The following is a 13,791-nucleotide window of genomic DNA, read 5'->3' as shown; positions in this document are numbered from 1 at the left end:
TTCCACTCATTCTTGAATACTGACAAGATACAAAAACGCATCTTCGCAAAAATTGGCGCAGTGGAGTATAACGCTGCTCAACAAACCAATTGTGCGAGATGCGTTTTTAATATTTACATAACAAGCATGAATTTTGACATCTCAGACACAGATTTTAACATTTCAAGACTTTTTCAACTATACGTTTGAATTTTTTCTTAAAATTATATCGATATGAAATCGCTTTCAAATATAGAGGTTTGCAGATGTTTGGGACTGGGCTGTGTGCCTGCACAAACATGATTATTTGTTTGTTTTCCTGTATTTGAGGCAGGAAAACATAATTGAATGCAGAGAGGGGAAAGGGAAATGTCCACGGAAATCAATGGATTGGATACGCTTTTAATGGAAAATCGAAAGTTTGCACCATCGGATGAATGCAAGAATCAGGCGAATTTTAACGATCCGGGCATCTATGAACGGGCGGCGAAAGATCCGGAGGCTTATTGGGCGGAACAAGCGCAACACCTCACCTGGTTTCAACCGTTTGATCAGATATTGGATTGGAATCCTCCCCATGCGAAATGGTTTTTGGGCGGTAAATTAAATGCCGCATACAATGCGGTTGACCGTCATCGTGCCGGATCGCGCAAGAACAAGGCTGCCATCGTTTGGGAAGGAGAGCCGGGAGACAGCAAAGTCTTGACATATGATATGTTAGGCCGTGAAGTGGATAAAGCGGCGCATGTGCTGCAAAGTTTAGGAGTCAAAAAAGGGGATCGGGTAACGATTTACCTGCCGATGATTCCGGAACTTCCCATCTCGCTGCTCGCATGTGCGAAGATCGGAGCGATTCATTCCGTCGTGTTCGCAGGTTTCTCGGCAAAAGCGCTGCGTGAACGGATCATCGATGCAGATTCGAAACTTTTGATTACGGCAGATGCCGGATGGCGCCGCGGCGGTGTCATTCCATTGAAAACGAGTGCGGATGACGCTGTTGCAGATACTCCGATTGAAAAAATATTGGTCGTTGAACGGATCGGTCAATTGGCGAATGCGCAAATGATGCCCGGGCGGGACGTTTACTGGCACGAATTGATGGGTCAAGCGCCGCATACTCCGTTCCCGGCGGAAGAAATGGATGCGGAAGACATTCTGTACATGCTTTATACATCCGGTACGACCGGCAAGCCGAAAGGAATCGTACACACGACCGGCGGTTATCTGGTAGGAGCCAATACTTCCATGCGCAGCGTATTTGATATAAAAGATGAGGACGTATACTTTTGTACGGCAGACATCGGATGGGTTACGGGTCATACGTACATCGTCTATGGTCCGCTGTCTGCAGGCACGACTGTGGTCATGTATGAAGGTGCGCCAGATTGGCCGAATCGGGACAGATTTTGGGAAATCATCGAGAAGTATGGCGTAACAATCCTTTACACCGCACCGACATCCATCCGCACATTCATGAAGTGGGGACCGGAACACATTGAAAAACATAACCTGGATACACTTCGGTTGTTGGGGACGGTGGGTGAGCCCATCAATCCGGAAGCGTGGATGTGGTACAACGAACACGTGGGAAAGGGACGCTGTCCGATTGTAGACACGTGGTGGCAGACGGAAACCGGTTGCGCCATGATCTCGCCGCTGCCCGGAATCACGGTTGCCAAACCTGGTTCTGCCACACGTCCCGTGCCCGGCATCGCGGCGGCAGTATTCGACGAACAAGGAAACCCGGTAAGCCCGGGCAACGGCGGCTATCTCGTGATTACAAAACCGTGGCCGTCGATGCTTAGGACCATTTGGGGCGATGACGAACGATTCCGGAAAACATATTTTGGCAAGTTTCCCGGCGTGTATTTATCGGGTGACGGCGCCCGTATCGATGAGGACAGCGATTTTTGGGTGTTGGGACGCTTTGATGATGTGATCAATGTCTCCGGTCACCGCATTGGCACGATGGAAGTGGAAAGTGCATTGGTGGATCACAAAGGGGTGGCGGAAGCGGCGGTCATCGGACGCACACATGAAGTCAAAGGCCAGGCCATTACGGCGTTTGTCACGGTCAAGGAAGGTGTTCAGATGAACACAGACTTGGCAACGGAATTGAAACAGCATGTTGTCGAGAAAATCGGTGCGATTGCGCGCCCGGAAGAAGTGATTTTTACCGCTGAACTGCCAAAGACGCGCAGTGCGAAGATCATGCGCCGATTGCTGCGCGACATTGCGGAAGGCAGAGTGCTGGGAGATACTACAACGCTGGCGGATCCAAAAGTCGTCGAATCTTTAAAGGATCTCTATAAACACGCGGAGTGAACTCGTTTCAGCAATTCATGCGGTTTGCGGTTATAGTTTCCGACATGATTCTTGTACGGGAAAAAGGAGGTGATTGATTTCAATTCGCTGTTTTTTCAGAAATGTATGCAAGCTGCTTGGTAAAATGAAAAGGCATGGAATGAAAAATGATTGGATTAAAAATTATTTGATGAAAAATGGGAGGATGTGCTCAGATGGGTGAACAAGTAAAAATTGCAGATCCAGGACCGCTGGGATTGGCGGGATTCGGTATCACGACATGTATTCTCAGCCTGATTAACGCAGGAGTAGTCTCCGGTGAGGCGTTGGGTGTCGTACTTGCGCTGGCAGTAGCATATGGCGGCGGTGCACAGCTGTTGGCTGGCATGTGGGAGTTTCGCAAAGGAAATACGTTTGGCGCGACGGCATTTACTTCATATGGAGCATTCTGGATTGCGTTTTATCTGATTGTGCGCATGGCACCGAAAACAGGAGTCGGTCTTTTCCTATTCTTCTTTGGCATCCTTACACTCTATTTGTGGTTTGGCAGCTTCTACTTGAATCGCGCTCTGTTCTTTGTCTTCCTGACTTTGACGCTTACGTTTTTCCTGCTGGCATTCCATGAATTCGGCATTCTCGGTTCCTCGGCGCTCGGAGGCTGGATGGGAGAACTTTGCGGGCTGCTGGCTCTGTACACATCGGCTGCCGGTGTCATCAACAGCGTTGCCGGCCGTACCGTACTGCCTGTGGGCAAACCGGTCGTGAATCCCGCACCGGCGACAGGCATCTCCGCTTAAACAAGTCAAAGCCGCTCCGGACAACTGATGGAGCGGCTTTGTTTTTGATAAGGAGGATTCTTCATGAGATTGAAAACCGGCGATTGCGTGGAACATCCGCAAACAAAGAAAAAAGGGTATATTATACAAATATTTCAAAATCCCGCATGCTTCATCCGCACATTGGTGATTCGATGGGAAGACGGTGAAATTGAGGAACTGGAAGAGTTGGAGTTTGGCCCATTGGATGATGAATAACGTCTATATACTTTGTGCTGAAACCATTATAATGAATAGACAGCGACTCATTCCAAAACAAAGGTGAATCTATGAACTCGGCCTATTTTATTTTTTTTGCAGCCATCCTGATTGGATCCCTTGTGATCAGTTATTGGTCAGCCAAGCGAGGGACATCCACACATCATTTTTATACTGCTGCCGGAAGTCTGACCGGATTGCAGAATGGCTTGGCCATTGCCGGAGACTACTTGAGTGCCGCTTCTTTTTTGGGGATTACAGGGGCGGTCGCACTGCACGGCTACGACGGGTTTCTGTATTCGATCGGCTTTCTGGTCTCGTATTTGCTGCTGCTTCTTTTTGCCGAACCGATTCGCCATTTGGGAACGTTTACTCTCGCCGATGTGATTTGTGTCCGCTTTCCATCCGGCAAGATTCGCATGATCATTTCTTTAAACACCATGGCGATTTCTATTTTATACATGGTTCCACAATTGGTGGCAGTCGGCCTGCTTGTCCATCTGTTGCTGGGGGTCCATTATACGGTTTCTGTACTTGTAACCGGCACGCTGATGATTCTCTATGTTGTTTTCGGGGGGATGGTTTCGGCATCCTGGGTTCAAATTGTAAAAACCGTGCTTCTTCTGACTGGAACATTTCTGGTATCCTTAATGGTTCTTGCCCGGTTTCATTGGGATCTATTCAGCCTGCTTGAACAAGTCAAAACAGCAACGCCTTATAAAGAACAGTTTTTTGCCCCGGGAAACATGTTTTCCAATCCTTTGGAAATGCTGTCTCTTAATTTTTCTCTTGTTTTGGGAACGGCCGGATTGCCGCACATTTTAAATCGCTTTTTTACCGTGAAAGATGCACGGGCAGTGCGCAAATCCATTGTAACGGCCACTATTGTAATCGGCGTCTTTTATCTCATCACATTGATTCTGGGACTCGGTGCAGTCGCATTGGTCGGTTGGGACAGGCTTGTTGCAATTGACCCGTCCGGAAATTTGGCTGCCCCATTATTGGGCGCCGCGGTAGGAGGGAATTTTTTTATGGCGTTTATTTCCGCCATTGCGTTTACTACCATTCTGGCGGTTGTAACAGGCTTGCTGCTTTCTGCCACCTCCTCGTTTTCTCATGACATTTATAACGTGATTCTGCTGAAAGGACAGGCAACCGAAAAAAAACAGTTGATCGCGGCAAAACTAACGGCTGTTGTCATCGGTTTCGCAGCTGTCTTGGTCTCTTTGGACATTCAACATAGCAACGCCGTTTTTCCTGTCTCCTTGACATTCGTAGTAGCTGCTTCCACCAATTTGCCGCTCATCTTGTTTACCTTATATTGGAAGCGATTCAACTCGACAGGAGCATTCACAGGTATCATAACCGGTTTGATCGCATCGTTGGCGCTTGTTTTCTGGGGTTCTCACAGCATGTTTCTAAACAATTTCAATCCGGGCATCATTGCGATCCCCCTTGGATTTTTGGGATTTGTTTTCGGCACGCTATGTTCCAGGCAACCTGTAGATGAGAATCGCTATCTGCATGTATGGATACGATCACAGACCGGAATCAATCCAGAGCAACTGTGAGGATGGATGAATGGCAGACATTACGATTCTTTTTTTTCAACGCATGGGCCTGTTTCTTGTCTTAGTTTTTATGTTGACTCGTATTCCATCCTTTCGTTCTGTATTGGATCGCAAATTCAATTACAAAACGGTTTGCTATCATTCCATTCTTTTCGGTACACTCGGCATCATTGCAACGCAGATGGGTATATTGCTGGCAGAGGACCGCATTGCACCGCATTGGTTCATCTTCAAACTGGGACAGGACGAAATGCTTGTCGGACCATCATTGGTAGCAATCGTGATCGCCGGATTATTGGGCGGACCTTTTGTAGGCTTTGGTTCCGGAATGATTCTGGGCCTTTACACCTATTTTCTCGGGGGCGATGAATCATTCGCAAATAGCCTCATCCATCCTTTGGCTGGCATTTTGAGCGGAGCTACTGCCCGGTTTTTTTCAGAGGAGCGTGTCATTGCACCGACAAAAGCGATGTTTATTGGTATGTTCGTGCCTATTTTGCATATGGGCCTGTTATTGATTTTTACATCCACACCCCGACATTCGATTGCCCTTGTTGACAGGATTGGCCTGCCGCTTGTCATTACGAACAGCATCGCCATCGCTATCTTTACGGCGATGATTCGGGTCGCTCTCTTTGAACAGGAACAAGGGGCGGCAGTTGCGGCACTGCAGGCATTGCGGATTGCAGAAGCGGCGCTGCCGTATTTAAGACGGGGATTAAGCTTCGAAACCGCGACAGAAATAGCCAAACTATTGCAACAGGAGTTAAAGCTCTCAGCCGTTTCCGTTACGAACAGGGAACAAGTATTGGCGCATTTGGGCCTTGGATCCGACCACCACAAACAAGGGGAAATGCTAAAGACGAACCTTTCACGTATCGCTGTAGAATCCGGGGAAATTCAAATTGCTTTGAACCAGGATCAAATCCGCTGCAATCATTCGAAATGCCCGCTGCATGCTGCGATTCTCATGCCGCTGTGTCAAGCGGGAGAAGTGGTGGGCTTGGTGAAAATGTATTTTCAACGCTCTCAACAGTTGCGGGCTGTTGATGTCGCTTTGGCGCAGGGGCTGGCAAAATTGCTTTCCAACCAGTTGGATGTCGTGGCTGCCGAACATATGAAGGCTCTCGTGCAAGAGGCACAATTGCGGAATTTGCAGGCACAGATCAATCCGCATTTTCTCTTTAACACACTTCACTTGATTTCTACCTTGATCCGCGTAAATCCGGATCTGGCGAGGCATATTATCGTTCAGTTGGGTCAATTCATGCGTCTGAATTTAAAAATGACAAGCATTTCCTTGATTCCGATGGAAAAGGAATTGGCACATCTCTGGGCGTATATCGAAATCATAAAGGTACGTTTCTCCGACCAGCTGACCATCGATTGTAAAGTTGATGAGGGCACTGAGTCTGCGTTCATTCCTCCGTTCACACTGCAGCCGATCGTTGAGAACAGCTTGAAACATGGGTTGACGGATGTATCTGCCGGAGGTGTGATCAAGATCATGGTTCGCAAAAAAAAGGAAGAAATTGAGATCGAAATATGTGATAATGGAAAAGGAATACCAGTTGCAGTCATGGATCAATTGGGGATGCAGCCAATTCAAAGCGAGCAAGGCAATGGGATTGGTCTTTATAATGTGAATCAGCGCCTCATACATGTATTGGGTGCCGGGTCTTCCTTGCATATCAAAAATTTACCGGAAAAAGGATGCTCCGTTTCATTTAGTATTCCGATTCTGAACCAAAAGGAGAGGCAACTGCATGAACATTCGAGCGATGATCGCAGAAGATGAGCGGTTGGTTCGCGAGGAATTGGCGTATCTTATACAGCAAGAAGAGGATTTTATCCTTTGCCCGAGTGCGGAAAATGGCGAACAATTGTTGGAATTATTTCATCAGTACAAGCCGGATGTCATTTTCCTGGACATTCATATGCCTTCATTATCAGGCATTGAAGTTGCTAAAACGTTAGCGTTTCAAAAGAATGAAAACGATACCGATATTCCGTTGCTCGTTTTCAGTACAGCATATGACGAATATGCCATACAAGCATTTGACTTGGAAGCGGTTGATTATCTTTTAAAACCCTATGATATACAACGGTTTAAAGCGACGATCGAACGCGTGCGAAAAAAATTGGGCTATCGCAGCGGACCCTTGATGAAAGCAGAGGATGGCGATTCCATATCGAAAGAAACAACTCCAAACAGTTTATCTTCCAACCGTCATGCAAAGTTGTTGATTGACGATGGAGAAAAAGTTATCGTTCTTTCCCCGCAATCGATTCAATATGCGGTGAAGCAAGAGAGATGGATTGAGATCCATACGGATCAGGGAACCATTCAGGCAAAAATGACACTGCAGGAATTGGAAGAAAAGGTCAAACACTACCCGTTTTTTCGGCCTCATCGCAGTTATTTGGTGAATTTGGACTATATATATGAAATTACTCCCTGGTTTAACGGAGCATATAATGCTCTTTTGAAGAACAAGGAAAAGACAAAAATTCCGGTTAGCCGTACATCGGCCAAGGCATTATTCAAAATTCTCGAACAATAAACCATATACAACATCTTTTCCAGAAAACCATTTTGATACGGGGTGATTTCATGGACAAGGAAAACATGCTGGATTCGATCGTCTTACAATCCAATACGTTCAAATATTTAATAAGAGAAAAGAAGAGGTTTCTCCTTCTGTTCACCATCTGTTTTGCTGTTTTTTATGTTTTGCTGCCTGTCTTAACGGCATATTCGAAACGAATGAATCTCCATATAGCAGATGGAGTCACTCTGGCCTGGCTGTTTGCTTTTGTGCAATTTCTTATGACATGGGTCCTGTGCATGATCTACCATAAAAAGGCGGCCAGTTTTGACAAAATGGTCGATTGTTTACGGGAAGAAGTAAGAAGCCGTAAAAAAAAATAGACGCACATCATGTACGCCATCTAAAGTATATATAAAAGGGGGTCAAAGTGCGTCGCATCAGCGACTACATGTTTATCCTAATCCTTGAATGTTACAGCAGTATTACATTTGGTTATGAATCTTGTGGAAAAAAGGAAATGCGTATCCTATTGCAAAACTTTAGTAACAGAATTCCTGATTTTGAACGGAAAATATTCAAAAAAACAGACACCGAAGTGTCTGTCCGTTTTTTAGTCAGCTCCTGATTCCCAAGGATTTACCCATGATGGCGACGCTTGTTGTTCCTTTAGATCCGAACGCTCACCGATAAACAAAAAATCTTGTCTTTCTTTGTGTTTATCGGCAAATGCTACAATCAAAGAGATGGTCTCTAAAAACCGATAGTCATATTGTGTTTCAAGTATATTGGGCGTCAATTCCAAAAGCAAGTCATCCACCGTTTGCCGTTCACTTGGAATTCTTTCTTTTAGCTTTTTCTTTGCATATTCCCATTCGAATTTTAATTCATTAAAATTGTTTCCCGATAAATAATATCGAAGATTTTCGATGTCTTGGGGTGTTAACTGCAACCTGTCAACACATGGTTTAAGAGTATCCCCTTCCGGCATCTCAATTTCGTAGGATCCGATCTTTAGGTCCGTAAAGATCCGCTCATGATTGGGTTTGATTTCGTAGTCGATTACCGTTTCATCATCACTAAAAAGTCTGAATCCCATGTCCCATCCCTCCTGATTTTATCAACAGTTTTGACGGGTTGCATGATGAATAAACAAGCAGCATGCATTTTATCTGTAATTTTTGTTTGTGGACATTTTTTCTTTTTTTGATAGGGCGACGTTGGTTTGAGATTCACAACGTATGGCAATTCGGTAAGGTGTATATACGAATCATCCGATTATGTGTCAAAAGCCATGTTACATCCAAAAACCATGTTACAATGGAAAGAACGATATGGTTTAAGAGAGGAGAATCGTTAGATGGAAGCATTTCAAGCGTTGGTTGTGAATAAGAGGGAGGATATGTTTGCAGTATCCCTGCAAGAGATGTCCTTTGCTGAACTGCCGGAGGGAGAAGTTCTGATCCGAGTGATGTATTCCAGTGTGAATTATAAGGATGGATTAGCGGCAGACCCGAATGGGCGAATCGTTCGATCTTATCCGTTTGTGCCCGGGATTGACCTCGCCGGAATTGTAGAATCATCGGAAGATTCCCGTTTTGCCAAAGGAGATCAGGTATTGGTAACCGGTTACGATATGGGTGTGTCGCATTTCGGCGGTTTTAGCCAATTTGCCAGAGTGCGTGCAGATTGGGTTGTGCCGTTGCCGGAAGCTCTTACATTAAAAGCGGCGATGGTTTTTGGAACTGCCGGTTTTACAGCAGCTTTATCGATACATAAACTCGAACAAAATGGCATACGACCTGAAAAAGGGACGATACTTGTGACAGGTGCGACCGGTGGAGTCGGAAGCATGGCTGTTGCCATGCTGGCAAAACGCGGATATCACGTAGCAGCAAGTACGGGAAAGACCGAAGAGCATGCCTATTTGCAAAATCTTGGCGCCAAAGAGATACTGCACCGAACAGAAGTTTCACCGGAATCCTTCCGGCCGCTGGATAAACAACGGTGGGCTGCTGCTGTCGATCCTGTGGGCGGGCGAACACTTGCGTATATCTTAAGCACTACACAATACGGAGGTTCGGTAGCAGTGAGCGGTTTGACTGGCGGTACTGATGTGCCGACAACCGTCTTTCCATTTATCCTTCGCGGAATCAATCTTCTAGGGATAGATTCGGTGTACTGCCCGATGGACATTCGTATGCAAGTATGGAACCAGATGGCGAATGAATGGAAGCCCGAAACTCTCTTGCAAGAAATCGGACAAGAGATTCCTTTGGAGCAGCTTCCAAACGTTTTACCGGAAATTTTGAAAGGGAATGTTCGCGGTAGAACGATCGTGAATGTCGGGGAACGCTAGACAAAAAATTATTAACCTTTTATTAAAAATATTTAATTGTATAAAAATGTTATTGATAAATTTAAAAAATCAAAATATAATGTCAGATAGATCTTGTTGTTAGATAATTTTAAAAATAAAATGGATTGTAAAATTTAAGGGGAGAGAAACATGAATCTATTTCGCAAAAAGTCTATTGCCTCTTTGCTTTCTCAAGTAGAGAACAAGGGCACATCTTTAAAGCGCGAACTCGGTCCGTTTGACTTGATGATGCTTGGGATCGGGGCCATTATCGGTACAGGTATCTTCGTACTAACCGGTGTGGCGGCTGCCAAGCATGCGGGGCCTGCTTTGATCCTGTCATTCGTCCTTTCTGGCCTGGCGTGTGCGTTTGCGGCTCTTTGTTACTCGGAATTTGCTTCTACTGTACCGGTTTCCGGGAGTGCGTATACATACAGTTACGCAACGTTTGGCGAATTGTTTGCCTGGATTTTGGGATGGGACCTTATTTTGGAATACGGGCTTGCTTCATCGGCGGTTGCCAGCGGCTGGTCCGGATATTTTCAAGGTTTGCTTGCCGGCTTTGGAATTCACATTCCAACTGCCTTGTCGAGTGCGTATGATCCTGCAAAAGGGACATATATTGATATTCCGGCAATCCTGATTGTTTTGTTGCTGACATTTTTGTTGTCGCGAGGGATTAAAGAATCCACACGCCTCAATTCGATCATGGTTGTCACTAAGTTGATTGTGGTCGTATTGTTTATCGCAGTGGGTGTTTGGTATGTGAAACCGGTGAACTGGACGCCGTTTATGCCATTTGGGTTTTCCGGCGTGGCTTCCGGCGCTGCTACCGTCTTTTTTGCTTACATTGGGTTTGATGCCGTATCAACGGCAGCGGAAGAAGTCAGAAATCCGCAAAAAAGTATGCCGATCGGTATTTTAGGTTCCCTTGCCGTGTGTACCGTATTGTACATCATTGTGTCCGGTATCTTGACGGGAATGGTTCCTTATCAACAATTGAATGTGAAAAACCCTGTTGCTTTCGCGCTTCAGTTCATCCATCAAAATTGGGCGGCAGGATTTATTTCGCTTGGCGCAATTATCGGGATTACAACTGTCTTATTGGTGATGATTTACGGTCAAATCCGCTTGTTTTATGCAATCAGCCGTGACGGTTTATTGCCCAAAGTATTGTCCAATGTCAATCCCAAGACACAAACTCCTGTAGCGGGCAGTTGGGTAACATTCGCAATGGTTTCCGTTTTTGCCGGACTTGTGCCATTGGACAAGCTTGCTGATTTGACAAACATTGGAACATTGTTTGCGTTTATCGCTGTTTCCGTTGGGATTATTGTCCTTCGGAAGAAACAACCCAATTTGCATCGTGCATTTAAAGTTCCGTTTGTTCCGTGGATTCCACTGTTAGCCATTGTATTTTGCGGTTACTTAATGTTGCAATTGTCAAGCATTACATGGACTGGGTTTGTCGTGTGGTTTGTGATTGGACTCGTCGTTTACTTCACATATGGCCGCAGACACAGCAAACTTGCAAGTGAAGATGCAACAGCGGCAGGATTTGAACAAAAACAGGCGGTCAGTTGAAAAACATGTCGAACAAGTTCGTTCGAATCTTCTGGAGTCGGTCGTTTGAAATAGAAATCGTATAGTACTACAATAAAGATTTTTCAACGTTTGAGAGGCACAGCCATTGCTGTGTCTTTTTATATTGGAGATTCCACAGATCCACTAATGAAACTTTCTTTGATTTGTGCAACCATTAAGACAAATTCTTCAATTTAGAAAAAATGTTTGAAAAAACACTGAAATCCGTTTCTTATATTGCCAGTTTGAAATTTTGGGCTATACTAATAAAGGCTGTTTTTTAGAGAGGAGTCATATCATGAAACGCTTTGATGTAGTGGTGGTAGGTGGGGGATTGGCTGGACTTTCCGCTGCTGCGCATTTGTCTCACAGCGGCAAGAAAGTTTTATTGTTGGAAAAAGCAAATTTGGGTGGGAGAGCTGTCACGATCAATATTAAAGGTTTTGCCTTTAACTTTGGCGCACATGCGATCTATGGCCGTGATACATCTGTTTTGAAACAGTTGGAAAAAGAACTTGACATCCATATCGACTGGAAAGATTTTAATCCCTTAAAGGCAAAATATGATATTGGAGAAGAGTTGACAGCCGTTCCTGCAAATGTTGTGGGATTATTCCGCACGAAAGCAATTCAGGGCATGCATAAGCTTTCCTTTGTGTATCAGATCGTCAAAACTTTGATTAAAGCAGAGACGGGCAATCCTCATATTTCCATTCGAAAGTGGTTGGAACAAGAAAAAGTGAGCAATGAAGTCAAAGAGATGATGTTGACACTGGCATCGTCCAACTTCTTCACAAGGGAGCCGGAAAAAATACCCTCCGATATATTCTTTACCTATTATAGAAGAATTTTTACAACCAATAAGCCGGTTGCTTATATAGGCGGTGGTTGGCAAAATTTGATATCCGAGTTTGTCAGAGTGATTGAGCAAAATGACGGTGTGATTCAAACAAAGGCAAAAGTGGATGAAGTGAAAGTGGAAGAAGACCGTGTCACCGCTGTTTGCACAAAGGATGGATGGATCGAGGCAGAGGAATTTATTTTCTGTATACCGCCTAGCGACCTGTTAAAGTTGTTTGAGAACACCAAAATCGAATATGCCATCAAACAATATGCGCAATATGATCCTACATATGTGTTGGTTTATGACATTGGCTTGAAAAACAAAATCGAAGTGCCATATACGTATGTGTACAATCGGAAAGACAAAGTGTTTATTACAGATATTTCCTATTATGACACGACATGCGTACCTGAGGGCGGGCAACTGTTACAAGCAACGACATATCTGAAAAATGAGGATATCGGCAACAAGGACGTTATTGATCGTTACAAGAAAAATATTGAAGACATGTATGACAAATATTTTTCTGGATGGAGAGACGAGCTTGTCGTTCCGCGTATTTCTCAAAAAGCAGTCGTCCAGGAAATTAAATGGAACATGCATCAACAGGCGATGCCATTATTTTTCCCGGAATACCGGAATCTGTTTTTTGCGGGAGATTGGTGTGAAGGACAAGGCCAGCTTTCGGAGCTTTCATTCTCAAGCGCATACCAGTCCAGTCAATACATTATGCAAAAGCAAAGCATGGTTCTCGCGTAATCCATGTATATTTGATTGAAATGTTCGATTTGAAGAATTGATGATGCATTTCGTATGCACGCAATATTTAATATGTATGGAAAAGATGAAAAGGAATCATACAGATTCCTTTTTCATCTTTATGCTTGTTTTCTTCTCTTCTTTGGGAAGTTTTCCAAAAAGAGTTTCAAGGCGCAGCAATTCTTCTTCTACGATCTTCATATCCGTCTGTGCTGTCGTTTCTTTTGCATAGCGGAATAATAGAAGGCGCATCGCCATAAGGGAATTCCGGACTTCATTTACAAAGGACCAAGTGACGACATGATTGGGCGGATCCAGTTCGCTTAGTTTTTCTTTGAGAAGTGCGCTCATTTGGTGATGGCGGAACCCAAGCCAGGTAATATAGGCGCAAATAAAGTATTGCAAAAATGGAAATGGCAATAAAACAACTTCAAAATGTACATGGTAAAAGCGGATAAACGCGATCAGTGTATCAAATGAAACACCGGGAATAAATCCCAATCGATAACCGATTGCAGCGGAAACAATGACTTGTACGATCAGAAACCAGTCTTGTGTGGCGATCCCCCAAACGATGAGAAAAATGCCGAGGATTGCGGCAATTAATGTGGATCGGGAGCGGATCCATTCCAGGAAAACCATATCCAGATGATCAAAAAACTGTTTGATTTTCTGACTGAAGTTGGACATCTATCGTATACTCCTTATAGCTCGTTTGCGTTTATTTCATGTAATATGATTTATTATAATCGATCCATCATGTTCGCACAGGACAAAATTAGACTAATGTATAAAATGAATAAAATAG

12 protein-coding genes are annotated in these 13,791 nt (G+C 44.5%); 10 read left to right on the top strand and 2 right to left on the bottom strand.

Features of this window, described 5'->3' with window-relative positions; all coding sequences use genetic code 11:
• Nucleotides 1-348: 348 nt before the first annotated feature.
• The 7 genes from acs to LSG31_RS19355 all read left to right on the top strand — a co-directional run bounded on the left by acs (nucleotide 349) and on the right by LSG31_RS19355 (nucleotide 7,820).
• Nucleotides 349-2,304, top strand: coding sequence for an acetate--CoA ligase (gene acs, locus LSG31_RS19385; RefSeq protein WP_347436683.1), 1,956 nt, complete (start codon nucleotides 349-351; stop codon nucleotides 2,302-2,304).
• Nucleotides 2,305-2,498: 194 nt separating this feature from the next.
• Nucleotides 2,499-3,080, top strand: coding sequence for an acetate uptake transporter (locus LSG31_RS19380; protein WP_347436682.1), 582 nt, complete (start codon nucleotides 2,499-2,501; stop codon nucleotides 3,078-3,080).
• A gap of 63 nt (nucleotides 3,081-3,143) precedes the next feature.
• Nucleotides 3,144-3,317 carry a hypothetical protein gene (locus tag LSG31_RS19375; RefSeq protein WP_347436681.1) on the top strand — a complete coding sequence of 58 codons (174 nt, stop codon included), beginning with the start codon at nucleotides 3,144-3,146 and terminating at the stop codon, nucleotides 3,315-3,317.
• A gap of 71 nt (nucleotides 3,318-3,388) precedes the next feature.
• The gene (locus LSG31_RS19370; protein WP_347436680.1) at nucleotides 3,389-4,888 is read left to right on the top strand and encodes a solute symporter family protein; all 1,500 of its coding nucleotides are present in this window, start codon (nucleotides 3,389-3,391) and stop codon (nucleotides 4,886-4,888) included.
• A gap of 10 nt (nucleotides 4,889-4,898) precedes the next feature.
• Nucleotides 4,899-6,686 (top strand): LytS/YhcK type 5TM receptor domain-containing protein, encoded by a 1,788-nt coding sequence (locus tag LSG31_RS19365; RefSeq protein ID WP_347436679.1) that lies wholly within the window; start codon nucleotides 4,899-4,901, stop codon nucleotides 6,684-6,686.
• Nucleotides 6,655-7,452, top strand: coding sequence for a LytR/AlgR family response regulator transcription factor (locus tag LSG31_RS19360; protein WP_347436678.1), 798 nt, complete (start codon nucleotides 6,655-6,657; stop codon nucleotides 7,450-7,452). The genes LSG31_RS19365 and LSG31_RS19360 overlap by 32 nt, the downstream gene beginning before the upstream one ends.
• Before the next feature lie 50 nt (nucleotides 7,453-7,502).
• Nucleotides 7,503-7,820, top strand: coding sequence for a DUF485 domain-containing protein (locus LSG31_RS19355; protein ID WP_347436677.1), 318 nt, complete (start codon nucleotides 7,503-7,505; stop codon nucleotides 7,818-7,820).
• Between the two features lie 230 nt (nucleotides 7,821-8,050).
• Here the strand turns inward: LSG31_RS19355 and LSG31_RS19350 are convergent, their stop codons facing one another.
• Entirely contained in the window at nucleotides 8,051-8,536 is a 486-nt protein-coding gene (locus LSG31_RS19350) for a hypothetical protein (protein ID WP_347436676.1), read from the bottom strand.
• Nucleotides 8,537-8,797: 261 nt separating this feature from the next.
• On the opposite strand from LSG31_RS19350, the gene LSG31_RS19345 reads away from it, so the two are divergent.
• From LSG31_RS19345 to LSG31_RS19335, 3 genes are all read left to right on the top strand, one after another.
• Nucleotides 8,798-9,796: an NADPH:quinone oxidoreductase family protein gene (locus LSG31_RS19345; protein ID WP_347436675.1), complete on the top strand. Its 999-nt coding sequence runs from the start codon at nucleotides 8,798-8,800 to the stop codon at nucleotides 9,794-9,796.
• Between the two features lie 150 nt (nucleotides 9,797-9,946).
• The gene (bcaP, locus tag LSG31_RS19340; protein ID WP_347436674.1) at nucleotides 9,947-11,380 is read left to right on the top strand and encodes a branched-chain amino acid transporter BcaP; all 1,434 of its coding nucleotides are present in this window, start codon (nucleotides 9,947-9,949) and stop codon (nucleotides 11,378-11,380) included.
• A gap of 298 nt (nucleotides 11,381-11,678) precedes the next feature.
• Nucleotides 11,679-12,983, top strand: a complete 1,305-nt coding sequence (locus tag LSG31_RS19335) for a phytoene desaturase family protein (RefSeq protein ID WP_347436673.1) — start codon at nucleotides 11,679-11,681, stop codon at nucleotides 12,981-12,983.
• A 96-nt stretch (nucleotides 12,984-13,079) separates the two neighbouring features.
• Here the strand turns inward: LSG31_RS19335 and LSG31_RS19330 are convergent, their stop codons facing one another.
• On the bottom strand, nucleotides 13,080-13,673 hold the full coding sequence (locus LSG31_RS19330) for a hypothetical protein (protein WP_347436672.1): 594 nt from the start codon (nucleotides 13,671-13,673) through the stop codon (nucleotides 13,080-13,082).
• Between the last annotated feature and the right edge of the window lie 118 nt (nucleotides 13,674-13,791).

It is taken from the genome of Fodinisporobacter ferrooxydans (assembly GCF_022818495.1).
In the GTDB taxonomy this organism is placed as follows: Bacteria; Bacillota; Bacilli; order Tumebacillales; family MYW30-H2; genus Fodinisporobacter; species Fodinisporobacter ferrooxydans.
The sequence above is the reverse complement of the archived record's forward strand: the minus strand, read 5'-3'. Positions and strand labels throughout refer to the sequence as shown.